21 protein-coding genes and 1 other RNA gene are annotated in these 21,080 nt (G+C 59.4%); 18 read left to right on the plus strand and 4 right to left on the minus strand.

Annotation, left to right across the window (positions count from 1 at the left end):
• The first annotated feature begins 11 nt into the window (after positions 1 to 11).
• Positions 12 to 1,139, plus strand: a complete 1,128-nt coding sequence (rpoD, locus tag PHU01S_RS14740; RefSeq protein ID WP_048744411.1) for an RNA polymerase sigma factor RpoD — start codon at positions 12 to 14, stop codon at positions 1,137 to 1,139.
• A gap of 131 nt (positions 1,140 to 1,270) precedes the next feature.
• Here the strand turns inward: rpoD and PHU01S_RS26355 are convergent, their stop codons facing one another.
• A complete protein-coding gene (locus tag PHU01S_RS26355) occupies positions 1,271 to 1,573 on the minus strand; it encodes a hypothetical protein (protein ID WP_127508189.1) in 303 nt (100 codons plus the stop codon).
• 57 nt (positions 1,574 to 1,630) lie between these two features.
• Between PHU01S_RS26355 and PHU01S_RS14750 the strand changes: the two genes are divergently transcribed.
• The 4 genes from PHU01S_RS14750 (at position 1,631) to rnpB (ending at position 4,485) form a co-directional block, all read left to right on the plus strand.
• Positions 1,631 to 2,167 carry a hypothetical protein gene (locus PHU01S_RS14750; RefSeq protein WP_127508191.1) on the plus strand — a complete coding sequence of 179 codons (537 nt, stop codon included), beginning with the start codon at positions 1,631 to 1,633 and terminating at the stop codon, positions 2,165 to 2,167.
• Between the two features lies 1 nt (position 2,168).
• A complete protein-coding gene (locus PHU01S_RS14755; RefSeq protein ID WP_127508193.1) occupies positions 2,169 to 2,954 on the plus strand; it encodes a tRNA (adenine(22)-N(1))-methyltransferase in 786 nt (261 codons plus the stop codon).
• On the plus strand, positions 2,921 to 4,042 hold the full coding sequence (locus PHU01S_RS14760; RefSeq protein WP_048744417.1) for a Nif3-like dinuclear metal center hexameric protein: 1,122 nt from the start codon (positions 2,921 to 2,923) through the stop codon (positions 4,040 to 4,042). The genes PHU01S_RS14755 and PHU01S_RS14760 overlap by 34 nt, the downstream gene beginning before the upstream one ends.
• Before the next feature lie 35 nt (positions 4,043 to 4,077).
• Positions 4,078 to 4,485, plus strand: an RNA gene (gene rnpB, locus PHU01S_RS14765) — RNase P RNA component class A.
• 120 nt (positions 4,486 to 4,605) lie between these two features.
• On the opposite strand, the gene PHU01S_RS14770 is transcribed toward rnpB, so the two are convergent.
• Entirely contained in the window at positions 4,606 to 6,525 is a 1,920-nt protein-coding gene (locus PHU01S_RS14770) for a S8 family peptidase (protein ID WP_127508195.1), read from the minus strand.
• Positions 6,526 to 6,737: 212 nt separating this feature from the next.
• On the opposite strand from PHU01S_RS14770, the gene PHU01S_RS14775 reads away from it, so the two are divergent.
• The 6 genes from PHU01S_RS14775 to thiI all read left to right on the plus strand — a co-directional run bounded on the left by PHU01S_RS14775 (position 6,738) and on the right by thiI (position 11,336).
• A complete protein-coding gene (locus PHU01S_RS14775) occupies positions 6,738 to 7,238 on the plus strand; it encodes a YpuI family protein (protein WP_021877509.1) in 501 nt (166 codons plus the stop codon).
• Between the two features lie 54 nt (positions 7,239 to 7,292).
• Complete coding sequence (locus PHU01S_RS14780; protein ID WP_021877508.1) at positions 7,293 to 7,508, plus strand: DUF1540 domain-containing protein; 216 nt, start codon at positions 7,293 to 7,295, stop codon at positions 7,506 to 7,508.
• Positions 7,509 to 7,514: 6 nt separating this feature from the next.
• A complete protein-coding gene (locus PHU01S_RS14785) occupies positions 7,515 to 7,904 on the plus strand; it encodes a hypothetical protein (RefSeq protein ID WP_048744420.1) in 390 nt (129 codons plus the stop codon).
• A 156-nt stretch (positions 7,905 to 8,060) separates the two neighbouring features.
• The gene (locus PHU01S_RS14790) at positions 8,061 to 8,771 is read left to right on the plus strand and encodes a lytic transglycosylase domain-containing protein (protein ID WP_307721808.1); all 711 of its coding nucleotides are present in this window, start codon (positions 8,061 to 8,063) and stop codon (positions 8,769 to 8,771) included.
• Positions 8,772 to 8,918: 147 nt separating this feature from the next.
• Positions 8,919 to 10,100: a cysteine desulfurase family protein gene (locus PHU01S_RS14795; RefSeq protein WP_127508197.1), complete on the plus strand. Its 1,182-nt coding sequence runs from the start codon at positions 8,919 to 8,921 to the stop codon at positions 10,098 to 10,100.
• Complete coding sequence (gene thiI / locus PHU01S_RS14800) at positions 10,101 to 11,336, plus strand: tRNA uracil 4-sulfurtransferase ThiI (RefSeq protein ID WP_127508199.1); 1,236 nt, start codon at positions 10,101 to 10,103, stop codon at positions 11,334 to 11,336.
• Positions 11,337 to 11,393: 57 nt separating this feature from the next.
• Here thiI and PHU01S_RS14805 read toward each other — a convergent pair whose 3' ends face one another.
• Positions 11,394 to 12,086: a TerC family protein gene (locus tag PHU01S_RS14805; protein WP_021877503.1), complete on the minus strand. Its 693-nt coding sequence runs from the start codon at positions 12,084 to 12,086 to the stop codon at positions 11,394 to 11,396.
• A 277-nt stretch (positions 12,087 to 12,363) separates the two neighbouring features.
• Here PHU01S_RS14805 and PHU01S_RS14810 point away from each other — a divergent pair, with 277 nt between their 5' ends.
• The 5 genes from PHU01S_RS14810 to PHU01S_RS14830 all read left to right on the plus strand — a co-directional run bounded on the left by PHU01S_RS14810 (position 12,364) and on the right by PHU01S_RS14830 (position 17,201).
• The gene (locus PHU01S_RS14810) at positions 12,364 to 13,038 is read left to right on the plus strand and encodes a TerC family protein (RefSeq protein WP_232312782.1); all 675 of its coding nucleotides are present in this window, start codon (positions 12,364 to 12,366) and stop codon (positions 13,036 to 13,038) included.
• Positions 13,039 to 13,202: 164 nt separating this feature from the next.
• Positions 13,203 to 13,685, plus strand: a complete 483-nt coding sequence (locus PHU01S_RS14815; protein ID WP_021877501.1) for a hypothetical protein — start codon at positions 13,203 to 13,205, stop codon at positions 13,683 to 13,685.
• A gap of 52 nt (positions 13,686 to 13,737) precedes the next feature.
• Entirely contained in the window at positions 13,738 to 15,576 is a 1,839-nt protein-coding gene (gene typA / locus PHU01S_RS14820; protein ID WP_048744425.1) for a translational GTPase TypA, read from the plus strand.
• A 144-nt stretch (positions 15,577 to 15,720) separates the two neighbouring features.
• Complete coding sequence (locus PHU01S_RS14825) at positions 15,721 to 16,020, plus strand: YlaH-like family protein (RefSeq protein WP_048744427.1); 300 nt, start codon at positions 15,721 to 15,723, stop codon at positions 16,018 to 16,020.
• Between the two features lie 122 nt (positions 16,021 to 16,142).
• Positions 16,143 to 17,201 carry an LCP family protein gene (locus PHU01S_RS14830; protein WP_069202438.1) on the plus strand — a complete coding sequence of 353 codons (1,059 nt, stop codon included), beginning with the start codon at positions 16,143 to 16,145 and terminating at the stop codon, positions 17,199 to 17,201.
• A 264-nt stretch (positions 17,202 to 17,465) separates the two neighbouring features.
• Here PHU01S_RS14830 and PHU01S_RS14835 read toward each other — a convergent pair whose 3' ends face one another.
• A complete protein-coding gene (locus PHU01S_RS14835) occupies positions 17,466 to 18,032 on the minus strand; it encodes a YhcN/YlaJ family sporulation lipoprotein (RefSeq protein ID WP_021877498.1) in 567 nt (188 codons plus the stop codon).
• A gap of 128 nt (positions 18,033 to 18,160) precedes the next feature.
• On the opposite strand from PHU01S_RS14835, the gene PHU01S_RS14840 reads away from it, so the two are divergent.
• Both PHU01S_RS14840 and PHU01S_RS14845 read left to right on the plus strand, forming a co-directional pair.
• Positions 18,161 to 19,492, plus strand: coding sequence for a PhoH family protein (locus tag PHU01S_RS14840; RefSeq protein WP_021877497.1), 1,332 nt, complete (start codon positions 18,161 to 18,163; stop codon positions 19,490 to 19,492).
• 340 nt (positions 19,493 to 19,832) lie between these two features.
• Positions 19,833 to 21,080 (plus strand): extracellular solute-binding protein, encoded by a 1,248-nt coding sequence (locus tag PHU01S_RS14845; RefSeq protein ID WP_021877496.1) that lies wholly within the window; start codon positions 19,833 to 19,835, stop codon positions 21,078 to 21,080.

Genomic DNA, 21,080 nt, shown 5'->3' on the forward strand with positions numbered 1-21,080 from the left:
GAGTCGGGAATATGGCGAATGACCAACATACTGAGCTGGACAACGAACAAAAAATGGAGCTGGTGAAAGACCAGCTCATTGAACAGGGCAAAAAGCGTTCTTCCCTGTCCTATAAAGAAATCATCGACAAGCTTGCTCCGTTCGACCAGGAGCCGGAGCAGATCGACGAATTTTTTGAGCAGCTGGACGATCTCGGCATCGAAGTGACCAACGAGACCGAGGACGGCCCGACCCCTATGGGCAGCGAAGACCAGGAACGCGAAAGCGACGATTTCAACTTCGACGACGATCTTTCGCTGCCGCCGGGCATCAAGATCAACGATCCTGTCCGCATGTATCTCAAGGAGATCGGACGCGTCCCGCTTCTGCTGGCCGATGACGAGATCGAGCTGGCCAAGCGTATCGAGAAAGGCGATGAAGAAGCGAAGCGCCGTCTTGCGGAAGCCAACCTTCGTCTCGTCGTCAGCATCGCGAAGCGTTATGTCGGACGCGGCATGCTGTTCCTGGATCTGATCCAGGAGGGCAACATGGGTCTCATCAAGGCTGTCGAGAAATTCGATCACCAAAAAGGCTTCAAGTTCAGCACGTACGCGACCTGGTGGATTCGTCAGGCGATTACCCGCGCCATCGCCGACCAAGCCCGGACCATCCGTATTCCTGTCCACATGGTGGAGACGATCAACAAGCTGATCCGCGTCTCGCGCCAGCTGCTGCAGGAGCTCGGACGCGAACCTACGCCGGAGGAAATTGCCGCCGAGATGGATCTCAGCACGGACAAGGTCCGCGAGATCATGAAGATTGCCCAGGAGCCTGTATCGCTGGAAACGCCGATTGGGGAAGAGGATGACTCGCATCTGGGGGATTTCATCGAGGATCAGGAAGCTCTCGCGCCGGCCGATGCCGCCGCTTACGAACTGCTGAAGGAGCAGCTTGAGGATGTGCTGGATACGCTGACGGAGCGGGAGGAGAACGTTCTCCGCCTGCGCTTCGGCCTCGATGACGGCCGGACAAGGACGCTCGAGGAAGTAGGCAAGGTATTCGGCGTCACGCGCGAGAGGATCCGCCAGATTGAAGCCAAGGCGCTTCGCAAGCTTCGCCATCCGAGCCGCAGCAAGCGGCTCAAGGATTTTCTGGAATAGACCTTCAAGGAATGACCTTCTGCCGCCGGCAGAGGGTCTTTTTTTAGTCATGGACAGGCGGGCAAATTGCTGTGGGACCATGGTCATCGGGGACCGAAGTCCCTTCAACATCCGAGCCTTGTTGTCGATGACTACGGTATACCGTTCCGGCTGAGGCATATCTGCCTTGCCGGCCTGAACCTTTGCGTGAAAAGGAGCCGAATATGGAAGCTGACCGTCGCCGCATCATCGTGCAGGAAATCCAGCAGTGGAGAAAAGGGAAGCTGCTTCCCGATCATTACTGCGACTTCCTGCTCAACCTGTATGTCACCGAGAAGGAAGCGCAACCCGATGTTTCGAAGGAACCGGCCGCGGGCGGTTCCGGAAGATTTTCGGCCTGGAAATGGATATCTATTTTTGTTATCTTTTCCTTTTTCTGTTTGATTGTTCTTCATTTTAGCTCTTTTCATCCGGCATTGCAAATAGCTCTCTGCCTGTTGGCAACGGGGGGCATGCTTACGGCGGGGACGATCCTGAGGCCTCGCAACGAAACGGTCGGGCTGAGCTGGATCGGACTCGCTATGCTGTCATTGGCCGGCTTGTCGCTCTATCTTCTTCACCTGCACGGCTTGGATGCGTGGGGCTGGAAAGCTCTCGTTCTCGGACTTTGCGCTGCATTCTGGATTGCGTACGGCATTGCCGCGCGCATCCCGCTGCTTCATTTCAGCGGCTGGGCTTGCCTTGCCATCGTCTACTCCTTACTGCTCCGAAACCATTCGTACCCTTATTCGCTGTTTCAAGCCCAGCTGTACTGGCTGCCGCTTGCCGGCCTGTTCTCCTGGTCGGGATGGTTCGCACAGCGGTGGAGCAAGCGCGATTGCGCGGTGCTGCTCGGCTTCTCGGCGCTGCTTGTCCTGATGCCGGAAATCGCTCTCTTTGCAAATTCGGGCTCGGGAGTTTGGCTCCAGGCGCTGTTTGTTGGTAAACTGGTCATAGGCGGAGGGGCTCTTTTCCTTCTGCGAAAAAATTGGATAGCGTGGGTTGCCTGATATGTTGATTTCCAAACGACTTTCCGCCATAGCGGGGTTTGTGTCCAAAGGATCGCGAATCGCGGATATCGGATCGGATCATGCGCTGCTGCCCGTCTATCTCGTGCAGAGCGGCATCAGTCCGTCCGGCATTGCCGGAGAGCTTAACGAAGGACCGCTGGAAGCGGCTCGCCGAGGCATCGCAGCCGCCGGCTTGACGTCATTGATTCAGGCCCGCCGGGGCAACGGCCTGGAGGTGCTCCAGACAGGAGAAGCCGATGCCGTCACTATAGCCGGCATGGGCGGAGGCTTGATCCGGACGATTCTGGACGAGGGGGCTGCGGCCGGCAAGCTGGAGGGCGTCACCGAGCTCGTGCTGCAGCCGAATATAGGCGAGGAGCTTGTTCGGCAATGGCTGCGGGAGCAGGGCTGGTACTTGCAGGACGAGACGATTTTGGAGGAAGACGGCAAGTTCTATGAAGTTCTCCATGCGGTTCGGAACCCCGAGCATGCGACGCTGAATGACCGGCTCTATGGCTCGGGCACGACGATTGAGGGGCTGTCGATTCAAGAGGAGTCGGATTTGCGGCTGAAAATGGGCCCTTGGCTTCTTCGCGGCCGAAACGAAACCGAAGCCTTCGCCCTCAAATGGCGCTCCGAGCTGAAGAAATTGGAGCGGATCGTCGGAGAACTGCAAAAATCCGGAACGGAAGAAGCGGCAGCCCGTGCCGAAGGTTTCAGGCGCGAGTGCCGGCTGATCGAGGAGGTGCTGTCATGTTCGCAAGCGGACAATTCGTCACAGGATTGATGGAGCAGCTGGCTCCCAAAAAATACGCGGTGGAAAACGACCGGATCGGTCTGCAGCTCGGCACGCTGCAGAAGGAGATCAGAAAAGTGCTTGTCGCGCTGGACGTCACGGAAGCCGTGGTGGAGGAAGCGATCGCCATGGGGGCCGATCTGATCATCGCCCATCATGCGATCATTTTCAGGCCGCTGGCCAAGATCGATACGTCGTCGCCGGCAGGCTCGCTCTATGAGCGTCTGATCAAGCATGATATCGCCGTATTCATTTCCCATACGAACCTCGACACGGCTGACGGCGGCATGAACGACTGGATGGCGGATGCGGTCGGCATCAAGCCGGAAGGAAGGGTCAGCCTGGAGAAGGTGCATGAGGACAAGCTGTTCAAGCTGTCGGTGTACGTCCCGGGTTCCCATCACGAGGCTGTCCGCGAAGCGTTGTGGGCAGCGGGCGCAGGCTCGATCGGCGCTTACGACCAGTGCAGCTTCAGCGTGGAGGGAAGGGGGACGTTCCGTCCCGGGCCGGGTACGGATCCCTATATCGGCTCTACAGGACGCCTTGAGACGGTCGACGAGATCAGGCTGGAGACCATCGTGCCGGAAAGCCTGCTGAAGCGTTCTGTCCAAGCGATGCAGAGCGCCCATCCATACGAAGAAGTCGCCTTCGACATCACGCTGCTCCAGCAGGAGGGCGTTGTCCGCGGGCTTGGCCGTTCCGGCAAGCTGGAAGAGCCCATCACGCTCGCAGGCATGGCCGAAAGGGTCAAAGCCGCCTTCGACGTTCCGTTCGTGCGGGTCACCGGCGATTTCTCCGCGACGATCCGCAAGGCAGCCGTGCTGGGCGGCTCCGGGGCCAAATACTGGCGGGCCGCGCAGTTCGCCGGGGCGCAGGTGCTCATTACCGGAGACATCGACTACCACTCGGCCCATGATGCGCTGGCGGCGGGCATGACGCTGATCGATCCCGGCCATAATGCGGAGAAGATCATGAAGGCCAAAACAGCCGACTGGCTGCGCGAGCGTCTGGCCGGATCCAAGTACAGCACGGAAGTGGCCGCCTCAACCATAAATACCGAGCCTTTCCGGCTTGCTTGATGAGGCTGCAGCAGGTATACTAGCTAAGGGTTTGGAAAGTCTGACAGACAATCGCTGGCGGCTAGTGCCGCGAGAGGAAAGTCCGGGCTCCGCAGGGCAGGATGCTGGATAACGTCCAGTCGGCGCGAGCCGAAGGATAGTGCCACAGAAATGGACCGCCGATGGCCCGCCGCTTGCGGCGCGGATCAGGCAAGGGTGGAACCGTGGTGTAAGAGACCACGAGCGGCGTTGGCGACAACGCGGCTGGTAAACCCCATCCGGAGCAAGACCTAAGAGAACGCGGCAGCTTCGCGCTGCAACCCTTGCCCGGGGAGCGTTCGGGTTGGTCGCTTGAGCCTGCCAGCAATGGCAGGCCTAGATAGATGATTGTCGCTTGCAGTGGGAGGGTCGTTCCCGTCTGGACCACGAAGAGCACAGAACCCGGCTTACGGCAGGCTTTCCGCAACGAATTCCCATCCCAATCACGACTAAACCAGCATAAACGGCCTCTTGCCGGCATACGGCCGGCGCATGAAGGCAAGCACAAAGAAGGAGCTCCCTGCCGGGGGCTCCTTCTTGCGTTTCTATCTGGCGCTGTTTTTGAATTTGTCCGTAATTCGCTGCAGCCGCCCTTTCACCTGTTCGGGAAATGCCTGGAGCGGCTGAGCCGTCTTGCCCGCTTCCCGCAGCGCCTTGTCGATGTCGATCTGCCCGTAGCCGAAATAAGAATCCTTACCTTTGGCGCCGAGATCGATCGCCGTACGGCGCATGATATCCATCACCTGGACGTTGGTCAGGTCGGGATTGCGCGAGCGGATCAGGGCCGCCAGAGCGGCCACATGGGGGCTCGCCATCGATGTTCCCGACAATGCCGCGTACTGGCTGCCGGGGTAAGTGCTTGCGATGCTGTCGCCTGGAGCGGCGACGTCGATGTAATCTCCAAAGTTGGAGAACGACGATTTCTGGCCCTTGGAGTCGGTCGAGGCGACCGCGAATACTTCCGGGTAGGCGGCGGGATAGCCCGGCCGGTCCGTATTGTCGTTGCCGCTGGCCGCAATGAGGACGACGTCCCTGTCGTAGGCATATTTGATCGCGTCATGCAGGAACTCGGCGGATGCATAGTTGCCCAGGCTCATATTGATGACCTTGGCGCCATGGTCCGTCGCCCAGATGAGCCCTTGGGCAACGGAATACGTGGAGCCGGCTCCGCTGCTGTCCAGCACCTTGACCGGCATGATCTTGTTGTACCACGTCAGCCCGGCTACGCCTTCCCCGTTGTTGACGGTGGCGGCGATGATGCCGGTGACATGGGTGCCATGACCGACATCGTCGTCGGGCTTCGATCCGCTCGTCACGATGTTGGTTCCCGGCTCCAGCTTGCCGGTCAAGTCGGGATGGTCGGCCTGGACGCCGGTATCCAGCACGGCGACCTTCACGGCATCGCTGCCCTTGGACAGGTTCCAGCCGAGCTCGGCTTCGATGGACGGCAGATTCCATTGATAGTCGGAATACAGCCTGTCGTTCGGAATGATCGGCTGGGCCGCCGTCTCGTCCACCAAGCCCCTCGCGCCGCTGCCGGCTTTATTTTCGAGGGGACGGTCGTTGGTTATATACAGGTAATGGGGCTCGACATAGACGGGATTCCATTTCTTGCGGAAATAGCCCATCATCTTCATGGCGTCCATGCTGCGGGATCGGAAGATGAACGTGCTGTTCATCTTGTTTTCGGACACGGCGCCGATGTCCCGCCGGATGCGCGCCAGCTCTCCCGGTCCGGGATGGCTGCGGAACCGGACAACAACTTCCTGCACATGATAATGGCTGGACGCGCCATTGTCCTCGCCCGTGCGGACGGTCATTTCACGGCCGGTTCCCGCATGGACCGATTCGACTCTGTAATGGCCTTCGGCTGGATACGGCACGAGCCGCAGATTGCGCATTTGATGCCTCTGCACCTGGCCGACGATATCCTGCCGGATGATTCCGAGCACCCCTTCTCGGCCGCCGTAAGCCGGAATGCCAAGCACCATGTAGCGCTGGCCATCCGCTTCGACGATAGGGGACTGGTACCGGCTGCCGGCTTCGACTCCTTTTTTCGCCGCCTGAATCGAAGCCTTCAGCCTGGCTTCGGCGGACTTGGGCATGCTGCCCGCGGAGATGGACGCCTTGTCTTTCTGCATCCACTCGAGCCGCAGCATCTGCGGATGCATGGCGATCAGCTTTTTCATGCCGCGCTCCTTGTCGGCGGACGGACGATCCGCAAGCGAGAACAGCTTGCCGATGTCCTTGGAGCATTGGGAGGCGCACAACTGCGAGGTGGCGTCCATATCGTGCTTGACGTCTGCTTCCTTGAGAAGATGTTCTTCCCGGGCCGAAAGGACTCGTGTTTTGGCCTGCTGCTGCTCATGATGCTTGGCGCCGGGAGATACGAACAACGGGCTGATCGGAATCAGAATGGCAAGGAAAGCGAGCGCCGCGAAGGCGCCGATCCATTTTTTTCGCATAGCTTCAGAAAACCTCCCGAAAGCATAAGTAACTGGACGAGCGTGCTCCTTTAGAGTTGGGAAGGAAGCCCGGAATTATGCGCTTCGGCTTCGGCTGCGGGTGCAGGACGATGCAGGAACATGTCCCAAATACCTACAAATCGCCGCTGTTCTGTGATAGGATAAACGTGACCATCAAAGTCTTGCTGGATCGATGAAAGGGGAACATCACAATGCCATCTGCCAACGTCAAAGCGTTAAGCGAATCCACGCGCGGCAAGCTCAAAGAAGCCGTATCCTTGCTGGAGCCATTCCTGAACCAGCATGCACTCCCGCAGCTGGAGGCGCCGGATGCAGGCGGCGAGGAGCAGACCTTCTACAAAGGGCTGCTGTCGGATCTGCGCCATCTTCTGGTCTATTCCGAAGTGGCTTACGAGAAGCTTGGCGTCACGCTGCGCCGCCCGACCTTTGACAATGACTATGCGGAGAGATTGCTGTATGAGGTTTACCATCATAGCGTGAACGCGTTCTTCTATCCGAAGAACGAGGGGTATTCCGAGGATGGAAGATATGCCTATACGGGCCAGGATGCGATCCGCTTCCGCCACAAGCCCGTGCGCGCGGCGCGCGACATCGTGCTCGGCGTATCCAAGATTTACGAAGAGCTGCGCGACGACCTTGCCTATTATGAAAATGACTACATGACCCAGCGCAGGATGCAAGGTCAGAAATAGGAAAGCATACGTCGGGCCCGCCGCGGGAATTCTTTGTAGCGGAGGTGATCGACTATGCCAAAAGGCGTAGCTTGCAGCGTATCGAACTGTGCGTTTTGGGGACAAGGCAACCAATGTGGCGCCGATGCCATCAACATCGAGATCGACCAGCATGCCCATGCGGATTTGACGGCCGAATTCGCCGATGAGGATCTTGGCGTCAACCACCAGGATTCAGCCAAGGAATCCTCCGCCACCTGCTGCCATACGTTCAAGCCGAAGGAAGGCTGAGGGCTTATGTCCGATCCATCGAGGCGCCGTCACGGAATTCGGAAGAAGCGGCATGAGGATTGGATCGCCCGCTCGCGCGAGCAATTCGGCGATGTGGAAACGGCTGCCGAAATCGCGCCGGCCCCGCATTCCGAATCCAGCGGCAGCCAAAGGCGCATCGAATCGCTGAAGCGCGAAGTCGTCTCGGCCGGCCGCTCGCTCGGCTGGACCGCACTCGTATTCGCCGTGCTATCCTGGCTGATCTGGCCGGCATTTATGGGAATTACGGCGGCCGTATTCGGTTATTTCGCCTTTTTCCAAGGCAGCCGGATGCTCGGCGGCATCGCGATGGCGATGGGCGGGCTGGCCGCCGCCGTTTATTTGATCTTACTGCCCTTATATTTGATGCTCGGCTGATTGCAGCCCGTCCTTTTTCCGAGGACGGGTTTTTTCGATCCGGCAGCGACCGAGACGCGACCGGTTGCGGCTAGCAGCTTAATCTTTGACCAGGCATTCATTTTGACTGGCGATAAACCGATATACATTTCATGACAATGGCTAGAGAGGAATGACATGATGTCCATCGACCCCCGCATCCTCACGACTTTGCTTAAACTGCAGCTGTCGCCGAGCCTGAGCCAGCTCACCGGCTCTTCCGCCTCCGGCACTTCGGCTGTCGGACAAACCTCGTTCGACCAGCTGCTGTCCCAGCTTTCGGCATCGGACCAGAGCGCATGGGCTGGCGAGGAAAACGACGATTCCTACGGCTATGGCATTCCGGCCTCGCTGCAGCTGCTGCAGACGGGCTTGCCCGGAGGCTTGGACTCGATGAGCCCGGCTGTCTCGGGATCAGCGGCGGACGGCTCCGCAGCGCCTTACGAAAGCATGATCCAATCTGCCGCAGCCCGCTACGGAGTATCCGAGTCGTTGATCAAGGCGGTGATCGGAGCGGAATCCTCCTTCAACCCGAGCGCCGAATCGTCCGCCGGGGCCAAAGGGCTCATGCAGCTGATGGACGGGACGGCAAGCGGGCTTGGCGTGACCGATCCGTTCGATCCGGCTCAAAATATCGACGGCGGCTCGAAATACTTGTCGTATCTGCTGCGCAAGTACGACGGCAGCGCGGCAACCGCGCTCGCAGCCTACAATGCAGGACCCGGAAAGCTTGACCGCCTCGGCATTTCCGATGAATCGTCCTTGAGCGCCCTTTTCTCCACCTTGCCGGCCGAAACCCAGCGTTATGTGGCCAAAGTGCTGGAGAAGGAAAGCTCGCTCCGCTTGTAACGCTACCTGTTTTGCGATACGATAGTGGGTGCCTGTTCAACATTCGGACATGTACCATGACCGCTGCTCCGAAGCTGTCCCGATCCGATCGGGGACAGCCGGCCAGGCGGTTTTTTTATTTTTTTGCCAAAAGGAGTCTTGGACTAAATGAACCCGGAAAAGGCTTGGCTTTACTTTGACCATTGCGCTTCGACGCCTCCTCATCCGGATGTCGTGCGGACGCTGGCAGAGGTCATGCAGCGGCATTACGGCAATCCGTCCTCTCTGCATCGCGCAGGCTTGGATGCGGACCGTCTCATCCGCCAGGCGAGAGAGCTGCTCGGCAAGCTGTTCGAGGTGGAAGCGGACGAGTGGATCTTCACTTCCGGAGGCACGGAGAGCAACCAGCTGGCCATCAAGGGCGCGGCGAGAGCGAATCGTTCCAAAGGCAGCCATTTGATCACCTCCGTCACGGAGCACGCCTCGGTGCTGGAGGCGTTCCTCCAGCTGGAGAGGGAAGGCTTCGAGGTCACCTATCTGCCCGTGGATTCCATAGGCCGGATCAGCGTGGAGCAGCTCCGCGATGCCATGAAGCCGGGCACGATTCTGGTCAGCCTGATGCAGGTCAACAACGAGACGGGAGCCGTGCAGCCGATTGCGGAAGCGGGGAGCCTGCTGCGGGGCTGTCCCGACACCCTCTTCCATGTCGACGGCGTCCAGAGCATCGGCAAGCTGCCCGTACGGCTGAGGGAGTGGGGGATCGATCTGTTCAGCGGTTCGGCCCATAAGCTTCGCGGTCCGAAGGGCAGCGGATTCCTGTACGTCCGTGGAGGCGTAAGGCTGGAGCCGCTGCTTGGAGGGGGCGAGCAGGAGAGCGGCTTCCGGCCCGGTACGCAGAACGTGCCGGGCATCGTTGCTTCCGCCAAGGCGGTCCGCCTGTCCATGGAATCCAGGGAAGAGCGCGCGCGCAAGCTGGGCGGACTGAGAAGCCGCCTATTGGACCGCATTGCCCTGCTGCCGGAGCTTGAAGTGAACGGGGATTCCGCACCGGATTCGCCTTATCAGGCGCCGCATGTGCTCAACTTCTCCTATGCCGGCATGAAGCCTGAAGTGCTCGTCCATGCACTGGAGGAGGCGGGCATGCTCGTCTCGACCAAATCTGCCTGCTCCTCCAAGGACGACAAGCCGAGCGGCGTGCTGCTGGCGATGGGCTATCCAAGGCACAGGGCGGCAGCGGGAATCCGTGTGAGCTTCGGGGACGAGCACGGGCCGGAGGATATCGACCGGCTGGCGGACGCCCTGGCCGAAGCGGTCCGCCGGCTGAAGCCCCTTGAAAGGAATGGGAGATAAATGATTTATGACTTCATAACCGTCCGGTTCGGCGAGATTACGCTGAAGGGCCGCAATCGGGGAAGGTTCGAGCAGCAGCTGCTGCGGCATGTTCAAGATGCGCTCGGGCATATGCCCGAACTTGAGTTCAACAAAACGTACGGACGAATCTATATCAAGCTGAACGGGGCTTCGTACAAAGAAGCTGCCGCCGGACTGGGCAAGGTGTTCGGCATCCATTCCTTCAGCCCGGTGAAGAGGACCGAGTCGGATGCCGACTCGATCCGGGAGACGGCGCTGGAAGTATGGAAATCGCTGCCGAAGGAGCCTGCGACCTTCAAGGTGTCCACCAAAAGAGGATGGAAAGGCTTTCCGCATCCGTCCTATGACATGAACCATATCGTCGGCTCAGCCATACTGCGGGCTTACCCCGGCCTCGCCGTGGACGTGCATCGTCCCGAGACGGAGCTGCGGGTCGACATTCAGCCGGAAGGAACGTACCTTTATTGCGCGAGCGAGCCTGGCGCAGGAGGATTTCCGTACGGAACGAACGGGAAAGCGATGCTGCTGCTGTCGGGCGGAATCGACAGTCCCGTCGCCGCTTGGTCCGCCATGCGCAAAGGGCTGGAGCTGGAGGCGGTGCACTTCCACAGCTATCCGTTCACGAGCGAGCAGTCGACGGACAAGGTCATCGAGCTTGCGCGCTGGCTGTCGGTGTATGCCGGCAAGCCGCTGAAGCTCCATCTCGTTTCGTTCACGGATATCCAGACCCGCTTTACGCAGACGGGCCAGGAGCACTTGACCATTACGCTCATGAGACGCTCGATGCTCGCCATCGCGGAGCTGCTGGCGGAGAAGCATGGAGCGGGAGCCGTCGTGACAGGCGACAGCCTCGGACAAGTGGCGAGCCAGACGCTCGGAAGCATGAACGTCATCGGCCGCACGCTGTCGCTGCCGCTGCTGAGGCCGCTCGTCATGATGGACAAGCAGGAAATCATCGACAAGGCCGTACAGATCGGCACGTACGAGACTTCCATTCTTCCGTTCGAGGACTGCTGCACGCTGTTCGTGCCGAAATCCCCGAGCACGAATCCCAATCTGCGCGTGGTGGAGCGCACCGAGCAGTCGATCGAGGGGCTGGGGGACATGGTGAGGCTCGCTGCGGAGAATACGGAGACGATCGTCCTGAGCCGAGGCGAAATCATCAAGCGCAAATCTGCGGTCTTGCAGGAATCCGAGGACCGGGATTGGTTCTAGGACCGGCCTCAACTAAAAAAAGCCCGCCGGCATATTTCCGGCAGGCTCCGGGAGACTCTAATGGGTCTCCCTTTCTTTTTGCTGCGAATTCATTTTGTTCTTCCGCATCCAGTTGGTCAGCAAGCCTGCTCCAAGGATGAGGGCGATGACGATGAGGATGAACACCCATTCCGGCATCGGACGGCCGTCGAACAGGTGGGCGACCTTCGGCTCTCCGGCAATCATATGTCCGGCCGTATAGCCAAGAACGGCTGCGCCGACGTACAGAATCCAAGGGAGCTTCTCGATCAGCTTGATGAACACCGTGCTGCCCCATACGACGATCGGGATGCTGATAAGAAGGCCGACGATGACGAGCCAGATGTTGCCATGCGAAGCGCCTGCAACGGCGAGCACGTTGTCGATGCCCATGGCTGCGTCCGCGACGACGATTGTTCCGATCGCGGCGCCGAGCGTGCCCCCCGCCTTGATATTGTCATGGCTGCTGTCCTCTTGCACCAGCAGCTTATAAGCAATCCAGATCAGCAGGAGACCGCCGGCAAGATGGAGCCACGGAACATCAAGGAGATAAACGACGAGCACCGTCGCGACCATGCGGATGGCGATCGCGCCGAACGTTCCCCAGATGACCGCTTTTTTCTGCTGTTCCTTGGGCAGGTTGCGGGCCGCGAGGGCGATGACGATCGCGTTGTCTCCGGCAAGCATAAGATCGATGAAAATGATGGTCAGCAGAGGCCCTAACCAGTCCATACAAGCTCCTCCTTCAAGTTCTCTTCGTTAAACCTCATAAGTACCTACCCTTATACGGGGGCGTTCGGACAATGGATTCATTTTTTTTAGCAGTCAGAATTTATTTCGTGCCGATGGAATTCCGCATCTTCGCTTGCACCCCGGAATTCCGGCACCGCCGTTAGGAGCCAAAGAAGCAGGAATCGGAGCGGCGGGCGCGCGCAGCGGGAAGAAGGAAGGCCGCCTGCATATTTCCGCAAGCTTGGACATACCTCTGAAATAGAAAGGGGATGTACGGGTGGACAATCTCTGGATTTTTTTGCAAATCATCATGATCAACATTCTGCTCAGCGGGGACAATGCCGTCGTCATTGCGATGGCCAGCCGCCAGCTGCCCTCGCAGCAGCGCGAGCGCGCCGTATGGTGGGGATCCTTCGCCGCTGTCGGGCTGAGATGCCTGCTGACGCTCGCCGCCATCTCTCTGCTGCAGCTCCCTTACCTGCAGGCCGCAGGCTCCGTGCTGCTGGTATGGATCGCCGTCAAGCTGCTGCATGACGCCGAAGCGGGAAGGCGTCCCGGCACTTCCGGAGCGAGGCCGGCTGTCGCCGCAACCTTGGCCGGCGCCGTATGGACGATCGTCACGGCGGATTTCATCATGAGCCTCGACAATGTGCTTGCCGTTGCCGCCGTGGCGGACGGCGAACCCGTACTTATGATGCTCGGAATCGTCCTCAGCATACCGATGATCATCTGGGGCAGCCATGTGCTGGGCAAGCTTCTGGCCCGCTACCCGTCGCTCGTCTACGCAGGCTCCGGCCTGCTCGGATACGCAGCCGGCGAAATGCTCGTCTCCGATCCCGGCCTGCATGCCGTCTTCGCACGGATTCCGCTCGCCCATGCCGCTATCCCGGTGCTGTTCATTCCGCTCGTCATCGTGCTCGGCATCGCGACGATGAAGAAAAACCGGCCATGACTTTCCGCCGCTTGCGGCGACCCGAAGCCCGCTTCGGGTTTATTTCATTTCCCTGCTTGTTCCTGCTGGTATTTTTATTGCACTTCCTATAGAATAAGAAAGATATGAGCTGTCGTCTTCTGCCGTTGCTTCGGCAGGCGTTATGGGAAACGGGGGGATAGAAATTGATTCGCAATCAATATTCCGCCGGAATTGTTATCCTGCTGGCAGGGATTTTCATTCTTCTGGGCAGATTGGGAGTTTTCAGCTTTATCGGTTCGGTTTTTTGGCCGCTCTTCGTGCTGATTCCGGGCGTTCTGCTGCATGTGCTCTACTTTGGCCGGCTGATTCCTGCGGCAGCGCTGGTTCCGGGCGGTATGTTGTCCGTATATGCACTGGTGTTCCTGTTTAGCAACTGGTTCGGATGGGGGTACATGAAATTTCTGTGGCCTTTCTTCATTCTTGGACTGGCCGTCGGGCTGTATGAATACTACATGTTCGACTCTTCCCACCCAAAAAGCGCCTATTCGATCGCCTTGATCCTGGGCATCGTATGGGCGGCCTGCATGGCTTTCGTACTGCTTTGGAGCTGGGGTATTTACCTCATCGCCATCGTGCTTGTCGCTGTCGGCGGCTGGATGATGATGAGCAAGCGTGTCCGCTGGTAAGCTGGATGTCGGTCTATTTTTGAACACAAAGAGATGGAGTGGATTAGAAGTTATGCAAGCAAGAGAGAACATTCGCAATATCGCCATTATCGCGCACGTCGACCACGGCAAAACGACGCTTGTCGACAAGCTGCTGCAACAGTCCGGAACGTTCCGCGACCACGAAGTCGTCCATGAAAGGGCGATGGACTCCAACGATCTGGAGCGGGAGCGCGGCATTACGATTCTGGCGAAAAACACCGCGATCAACTATAAGAACTACCTCATCAACATCGTCGATACTCCCGGGCACGCCGACTTCGGCGGCGAAGTGGAGCGCATCATGAAGATGGTCGACGGCGTTCTGCTCGTCGTGGACGCTTTCGAAGGCTGCATGCCGCAGACGAAGTTCGTTCTGCGCAAAGCTCTCGAGCACAACCTGACCCCGATCGTCGTCCTGAACAAGATCGACCGTCCGAACGCGACTCCCGAGGCTGTCGTGGACGAGGTTCTCGACCTCTTCATCGAGCTTGGCGCCAATGACCAGCAGCTTGAATTTCCGGTCGTGTACGCTTCCGCTCTCATGGGCACATCCAGCATGACCCTGGATAAGCAGGACGAGAACATGGAAGCCATGTACGAAACGATCGTCCAGCATATCCCGCATCCGACCGAGAGCGTCACGGATCCGCTGCAATTCCTCGTCACGCTGCTTGACTATAACGAATACATGGGCCGCATCGCGATCGGCCGCGTCAACCGCGGCGTCATCCGCCAAGGCCAGACGGTCGCCGTCATGACCCGCGAAGGCGGAATCAAGCAAGCCCGGATCGAGAAGCTGTTCGGCTTCCAGGGACTGAAGCGCGTCGAGGTCGAGGAAGCGGCCGGCGGCGACATCGTCGCCATCGCCGGCATCAAGGACATCAACATCGGCGAGACGATCGCGGATCCCGCGAAGCCTGAAGCCCTGCCGGTGCTGGAGATCGACGAGCCGACGCTGCAGATGACGTTCCTCGTCAACAACAGCCCGTTCGCCGGACGCGAAGGCAAGTGGGTCACTTCCCGCAAGCTTCGCGAGCGCCTCTACAAAGAGCTCGAGACCGACGTCGCGCTGCGCGTCGAAGATACGGACAGCCCGGACGTCTTCATCGTATCGGGCCGGGGCGAGCTTCACCTCGGCATCCTGATCGAGAACATGCGCCGCGAAGGATACGAGCTGCAGGTTTCCAAGCCTGAGGTCATCGTCAAGGAAATCGACGGCGTGAAATCCGAGCCGTACGAGCGCCTGCTCATCGACGTTCCGGAAGAAAGCATGGGAGCCGTCATGGAGAGCCTTGGAACGCGCAAAGCGGAAATGGTCAACATGGTCAACAACGGCAACGGCCAGGTCCGCCTGGAATTCATCATTCCGGCACGCGGCCTGATCGGCTACCGGACCCATTTCCTGACGCTGACGCGCGGCTACGGCATCATGAACCATGCCTTCGACAGCTACGGTCCGATCGCCGGCTCCGGAGTCGGCGGACGCCACCAAGGCGTTCTGGTCGCAACCGAGAACGGCGTATCGACCTTCTACGGCATGATGGGCGTAGAAGACCGCGGCATTCTGTTCCTGGAGCCGGGCACGGAGATTTACGAAGGCATGATCGTCGGCGAGCATAACCGCGACCAGGACATCGTCGTCAACATCTGCAAGGAAAAGCAGCTGACGAACATCCGCTCCGCGACGAAGGACGATACGGTCCGGCTCAAAACGCCGCGCACGTACAGCCTCGAAGCTGCGCTGGAGTACCTCAACGACGACGAATACTGCGAAATCACGCCTAAATCCATCCGGATGCGCAAGAAGCTCCTGAACAAGAGCGAACGCGAGCGTGCCGAGAAGCAGCGCAAAACTTCGGCAAACGTATAATCGGTTCAAGCGGCTTGCCTGAATCATGAACGTAACAGCGGCGATTGGGGCCGGCCAGCCGGCCGGCATCCAAATTCGCCGCTTGTTCGTCTTTATGATATCGGGCCTGCCGGCATTGATATCCACTCAAGGAGGAGAACTGGGATGCAGCATTGGCTCAGCGAGCATGCGCTCGTATCGTATATCCTGATTCTGGCAGGGGTTATCTATATCTTCAACAAGGTATTCCGTCCGCAGCAGCGCTTGCCGATTCTCAAGGAAATTCTGGTCTACGTCATCATGGCTATCGGTTCGGCCATTCTGGTCGTCTTCCAGATCGACAAGCTTCCGATCATTCAATGCATGGCGGTTGCCGTCCTGCTGATGTTCATGCTGAGGATCCGGCAGTTCAACGACCGCCGGCAAGCCAAACGCCAAAATGCGCCTGGAGCCGGAGAAAGCTAGGCAGGCCCGAAATACGATGGAAGCAAGTGGCCTCCGCCCTTGACGGCGGGGGACATAGCGCTGTGAAGAAAGGAAATCCGAGGCAGGATGACGGTTCCTTTCGGACAGATGAAGGAGAATTTATGACTACTGGCAACGGATCTCCCCCGCGCCGGCCGGGCAGCAGCCCGCCGGCAGGACGAGGCGCCCGCAATGGCGCCGTCAAGAAACGCAAGCCCCGGTTTTGGATGCGAAGGTTCATGCTGTTCGCCGCTCTGCTTGTTTTCATTGCGGTCGGTTACGGCGTCTATCTGTTCATGGACGCGAACAAGGCCATCAAGGAGATGAGCTACGGCACGAGCTCCGAAGTCGGCTCGATCGGCAGCAGCCCGTTCGGCATGCTGGTCATGGGAGTCGATACGCGGGGAGAAGGGGGCTTGCTGAATACCGATGTCCTTATGGCGGCTGCGTTCAATCCCAAGACCAAAAGCGCGGTCGTCGTCTCCATTCCGCGCGATTCCCGAATAGAGGTCAAAGGCTACAAAACCCGCAAGGTCAACAGCTATTATTCCGCTTTTCTGCGCAATGCCAAGAGTGAAGGGAAGGGCATCTCCCAAGAGAGCGCGGAGCATGCCGCAGCCAAGGGGATGAAGGAGGCCATTGGCCGTTTTCTCGGCATTCCGATCGCCTATTCGGCGAACGTCAACTTCCAGGGCTTCGCCGACGTGGTGGATGCGCTCGGAGGCGTGAACGTCAACGTGGACATGGATATGGACTACGACGACCATGCCGGCCAGCCCGGCGGCACAAGCATCCATCTGCGCAAGGGCGAGCAGAAGCTCGGCGGCGAGGATGCGCTTGGATTTGTGCGCTACCGCAAATCCAACGACGGCAAGAACATGTCGAGCGACTTCGAGCGCAACGAGCGCCAGGAGCAGGTCGTCGGGGCGATTACGGACCGGATGATGTCGGTGCCGGGCCTGCTGCGCCTGGGCAATGTATTTGGAGCCGTCGGAGGCAATGTGAAGACGGATATGCCCGCATCGGATATTCGGGAAATGATGAGGGTATACTTCGGCATCTCCAAGGAGGATATTACGTTCATTCCTTTGACCGGAGAGTGGAGAAGCCCCTATGTGTATCTGGACGAGGCCGTCGTTGCGAAGGCGAGCAAGGCGCTCCAGTCCAAACTGGATGAATGACCGTCGTGGACGGCGCATACGTATGTTATACTACAACTACGAAGCCGACATCAGGATCCGATTCTAATTCCGGGAGGCAGGGCGAATGGCGGAGCTCCTTGCGCATGGCGGCATCATGATTTCCGTAGGCCGTGCATCGGCATCCGGCACGCGCCTTCATGGCAGAGGCCCGTCCTCTGCGGCTTGGCCATGGGAACTCGCCGTTCCTCCAAAACCAAAAAAGCCTAGTGACCTGTCACTAGGCTTTTTGCGCTTTGGCGCCGCTCAGCGATGTGCAGCCGGCGCGGCGGCTTTGTGCATGCCGTCCATTGGAGCTGGCGATGCGGCATTCCGGTTTTCCGGAGCCGTATTGCGAGGCAGCTGCGGCACGATGCGGCCGACGATGTCGGCCATTTCCTCCGCGAAGCCTTGAATCGGGCGTCCGCGGCGGATGTCGGCGCCCAGCTCCGACAGCCGCTGGTTGACGTCCATGTCCGCCGTCACGATGGCTCGGACGCCGACCGGGTCATTGCGAAGCGCTTGGGCGACGGCATACTTGATCGTTCCGACACGGGAGCGGTCGACGCTGCCGTCGACATCGATGCCGACGACGGCTGTGTTGCCGGCCACGACCGCATGGGCTTTGCGCACGCCCTCCACCCGGGAGGCGAGTTCCTCCAGGTGCTTGGCCGCCTGGGCCGAGCCGACCGTTTTTTCCGGCTCTGGATCGGTTTGCTTCGTACGAATACGCTGGTCTTCAGCAGGGGAAGGAGAATCGCCCTTATGGGCGACCGTGCCGCAGCCGGTCGCCGTCAGGCATAGAATCAAAGCTGCCGACAGCCATTTTTTCATGTTAGGGACACCTGACCTTTCCGTCGATGCTTGATCGTAGAACCGAACCTAGTTTGTCCCTGTTCCGGTAGGGCTATGTAACCATCGCATGTGGACCGGAATTATAAGGCGCCAGGAGGGGTTGCTTCGTGACCAAAATCTTCGTACTGGATACAAATGTGCTGCTTCATGATCCGCAGGCTCTCTACGCTTTCGACGACAACGAAGTCATCATTCCGGCTGTCGTGCTGGAGGAGATCGATTCCAAAAAACGGCTGGCCGACGAGCTGGGGCGCAATGCGCGCCATGTGTCGCGGCTGCTTGACGGAATGAGGGAAGAGGGCAGGCTGCATGAAGGCATTCCGCTCCCGAGGGGCGGACTGCTCAAGGTGGAGCTGAACCACCGCAGCTATGTACGGGTGCAGGAAATGTTCGGGGAGATGTCCAATGACAACCGCATTCTGGCTGTCGCCCTGAATTACCATATGGAGGAAGAAGAGGATGGAGCGGGCCGCGACGTCGTGCTCGTCAGCAAGGATGTGCTGGTGCGGATCAAGGCCGATGTGCTCGGCCTGCAAGCCGAAGATTATTTGTCCGATCGGGCTGTGGAGCCGTCGGATGTGTACACGGGGACGGCGACCTTGTTCGTCCATCCGTCCATCATCGATGAATTTTATTCCTACCGGTTCCTGAGCATCAAGAGCCTGCAGCTGTCCTCCAGGCTCCATCCCAACGAATTCATCATTCTGAGGGATGAGCTCGGCACTTCCAAGAGCGCCCTGCTGAAGGTAAGCCAGGATGGGGCGAGGCTGGAGCCGCTGTACCTGAGCAATGATCCCGTCTGGGGCATCACCGCCCGCAACGCCCAGCAGCGGATGGCGCTGGAGCTGCTCCTGAACGACGATATACCGCTCGTGACGCTGACCGGCAAGGCGGGCACAGGCAAGACGCTGCTTGCTCTCGCGGCCGGTCTGCTCAAGATCGAGGATGAGCATAAATACAAGAAGCTGCTGATCGCGCGTCCCGTCGTCCCGATGGGCAAGGATATCGGCTACCTCCCGGGAGAGAAGGACGAGAAGCTGCGCCCATGGATGCAGCCGATCTACGACAACCTGGAATTCCTCTTCGATACCAAGAAGTCCGGCGATATCGACAAGATTCTGATGGGACTCGGCAGCATTCAGGTCGAGGCGCTGACCTATATCCGCGGTCGCTCCATCCCGGGCCAGTTCATCATCATCGACGAGGCGCAGAATCTCAGCCGGCATGAGGTGAAGACCATTGTCTCCCGCGTCGGCGAGGGGAGCAAGATCGTGCTGATGGGCGATCCCGAGCAGATCGACCATCCGTATCTGGATTCCATGAGCAACGGTCTGACCCATATCGTCGAAAGCTTCAAGCAGGAAGGGCTGAGCGGGCATATCAACCTGGAAAAGGGAGAGCGCTCCAAGCTGGCTCAGCTTGCGGCCGACCTGCTTTAGAGATGAGGGAATACGCCTCCTGCATTGCGGGAGGCCTTTTTTTGTCGTCTGACCGATGCCGGGCATTCGGCCAAAGCGGGAAATGAGGGAGCGGCCATGCCGCTGTCTGTCGTCGGCCTCCGCTTTCTTGCGCGGTGCTCGGCTGCCTGCATGCTGTTCCCGCCTGCACGCTGGTCCTCCTTTCAAGAGGCTTTTGAAGTCCTAGTCTCTCGGCCCCAACCTATGCGGAAGGGAATTGCTGCAAGGAGCATCCGGCCTATTTTTTTGCCCGGCCGGGCAGACAGATACCGGAAACTTTGATAGGATGAAGGAAGACAGGTCCGAAAGGAGGGCGGCGTCGATGGCGCGAAAAAAATACCTGCTGCTGCCGGGAGCCGCTCTCGCCGCCGCTCTGCTGCTCGTTCAGCAGGAGCATCCCGCCGAGGATCCTCCGGGCGGCGCTCAGCCTTCCGCCGTCTGGGACGAGCCTCCTGCCGGCGGCGGTGAAAAAGCCGAGCAGCGCGAACGGCTGACTGTAAGCGTTTCCCTGGATGAACAGGAATACGCCGCTCTGTCGGAACGAAGCCGCCTGTGGTCGCAGAAGCATCCCGGCTGGGATATCCAGCTGGTGAATTCTCCCCCGGCAGAGACGGGAACAGGCGAGTGGAGGCGCCGGGCGCTGCTTGGAGAGGCGGGAGACATCGTGCTCCTGCCGAGCTCGGAGATCATCCCTCTAGCTGCAGCCGGCGTCCTTCTGCCGCTGGACAAGCTGATGGGGGGCAGCGCCGGCTTCGGAGGAAGCGGGGCATTCTGGGAGCCGCTTTACTGGAACGGCTACTTATGGGGAGTGCCCCGGGATGCGGACCCGGATGTGCTGGTATGGAAGGACAGCAAGCTGATGGAGGCAGCTCTGACGCGGCCTCCGTCGGCATGGGAAGAGTTGCAGCTGGCTGCCGGCGGCCATCCCGGCGTCGCCACCGTCCTGATCGGAAGAGACGATGCGGGAGCAGCCGCAGCATGGGTTGCCGGATGGAAGCCGGAAGCCGGGGCCGAGCAGCTGCCGGAGCGCCTCAAGCAGGCGCTGTCGGGCAGAGGGGATGGCGGCAGGATGCAGGCTTACTCCTCCTATGAGGAAGCGGAGGCGGCTCTGGCAGCGGGAAAAGCATTTTCCGCCATCCTTCCGTGGTCCGAATACAGGCGATGGAATCCTGGAGAAGGTTTTACGCCCGATTACCGCCTGGCACTCGATACCGCCTCGCTGCGAATGCGGAGTTATGGAATCATGGCCACGAGCGCAAATCCCGACGCCGCTGCGGCCTGGATCGCGGGAGTGACGGAGACGGCTGCCGGGAAGGAGTCTGCAGATGAGGCGTACAGGCTACTGCCGAAGCAGAGCCTGTACGCCGGAGACTCATCCGGAGATGGCGGCTTTCCGGCAGACTGGCAGCCGCAGCTGTTCCAGGGCAAGGAGGGGCGGCTTCGGCTACACGGGGCCGACTTGCTGGCACCGCTCTGGAAATCTTATTGGAACGCCGGGGGCGGAATGTCGCCGGAGCAGCTGGCGTCTTCCTGGCTTCAAGCCATCGAAAAGCGGCCCTCCGTAAAATGA

Source organism: Paenibacillus humicus NBRC 102415 (assembly GCF_004000905.1).
Lineage (GTDB): Bacteria > Bacillota > Bacilli > Paenibacillales > Paenibacillaceae > Paenibacillus_O > Paenibacillus_O humicus.

Excerpts from the sequence above, each read along its gene's own strand:
- typA (WP_048744425.1), top strand. The coding sequence starts at position 13,738 with ATGCAAGCAAGAGAGAACATTCGCAATATCGCCATTATCGCGCACGTC.
- PHU01S_RS14760 (WP_048744417.1), top strand. The coding sequence starts at position 2,921 with ATGTTCGCAAGCGGACAATTCGTCACAGGATTGATGGAGCAGCTGGCT.
- thiI (WP_127508199.1), top strand. The coding sequence starts at position 10,101 with ATGATTTATGACTTCATAACCGTCCGGTTCGGCGAGATTACGCTGAAG.
- PHU01S_RS14835 (WP_021877498.1), bottom strand. The coding sequence starts at position 18,032 with ATGAAAAAATGGCTGTCGGCAGCTTTGATTCTATGCCTGACGGCGACC.
- PHU01S_RS14825 (WP_048744427.1), top strand. The coding sequence starts at position 15,721 with ATGCAGCATTGGCTCAGCGAGCATGCGCTCGTATCGTATATCCTGATT.
- PHU01S_RS14750 (WP_127508191.1), top strand. The coding sequence starts at position 1,631 with ATGCTTACGGCGGGGACGATCCTGAGGCCTCGCAACGAAACGGTCGGG.
- PHU01S_RS14775 (WP_021877509.1), top strand. The coding sequence starts at position 6,738 with ATGCCATCTGCCAACGTCAAAGCGTTAAGCGAATCCACGCGCGGCAAG.
- PHU01S_RS14755 (WP_127508193.1), top strand. The coding sequence starts at position 2,169 with ATGTTGATTTCCAAACGACTTTCCGCCATAGCGGGGTTTGTGTCCAAA.
- PHU01S_RS14785 (WP_048744420.1), top strand. The coding sequence starts at position 7,515 with ATGTCCGATCCATCGAGGCGCCGTCACGGAATTCGGAAGAAGCGGCAT.
- PHU01S_RS14845 (WP_021877496.1), top strand. The coding sequence starts at position 19,833 with ATGGCGCGAAAAAAATACCTGCTGCTGCCGGGAGCCGCTCTCGCCGCC.
- PHU01S_RS26355 (WP_127508189.1), bottom strand. The coding sequence starts at position 1,573 with ATGAAGAACAATCAAACAGAAAAAGGAAAAGATAACAAAAATAGATAT.
- PHU01S_RS14780 (WP_021877508.1), top strand. The coding sequence starts at position 7,293 with ATGCCAAAAGGCGTAGCTTGCAGCGTATCGAACTGTGCGTTTTGGGGA.
- PHU01S_RS14770 (WP_127508195.1), bottom strand. The coding sequence starts at position 6,525 with ATGCGAAAAAAATGGATCGGCGCCTTCGCGGCGCTCGCTTTCCTTGCC.
- PHU01S_RS14830 (WP_069202438.1), top strand. The coding sequence starts at position 16,143 with ATGACTACTGGCAACGGATCTCCCCCGCGCCGGCCGGGCAGCAGCCCG.
- PHU01S_RS14790 (WP_307721808.1), top strand. The coding sequence starts at position 8,061 with ATGATGTCCATCGACCCCCGCATCCTCACGACTTTGCTTAAACTGCAG.
- PHU01S_RS14795 (WP_127508197.1), top strand. The coding sequence starts at position 8,919 with ATGAACCCGGAAAAGGCTTGGCTTTACTTTGACCATTGCGCTTCGACG.
- rpoD (WP_048744411.1), top strand. The coding sequence starts at position 12 with ATGGCGAATGACCAACATACTGAGCTGGACAACGAACAAAAAATGGAG.
- PHU01S_RS14805 (WP_021877503.1), bottom strand. The coding sequence starts at position 12,086 with ATGGACTGGTTAGGGCCTCTGCTGACCATCATTTTCATCGATCTTATG.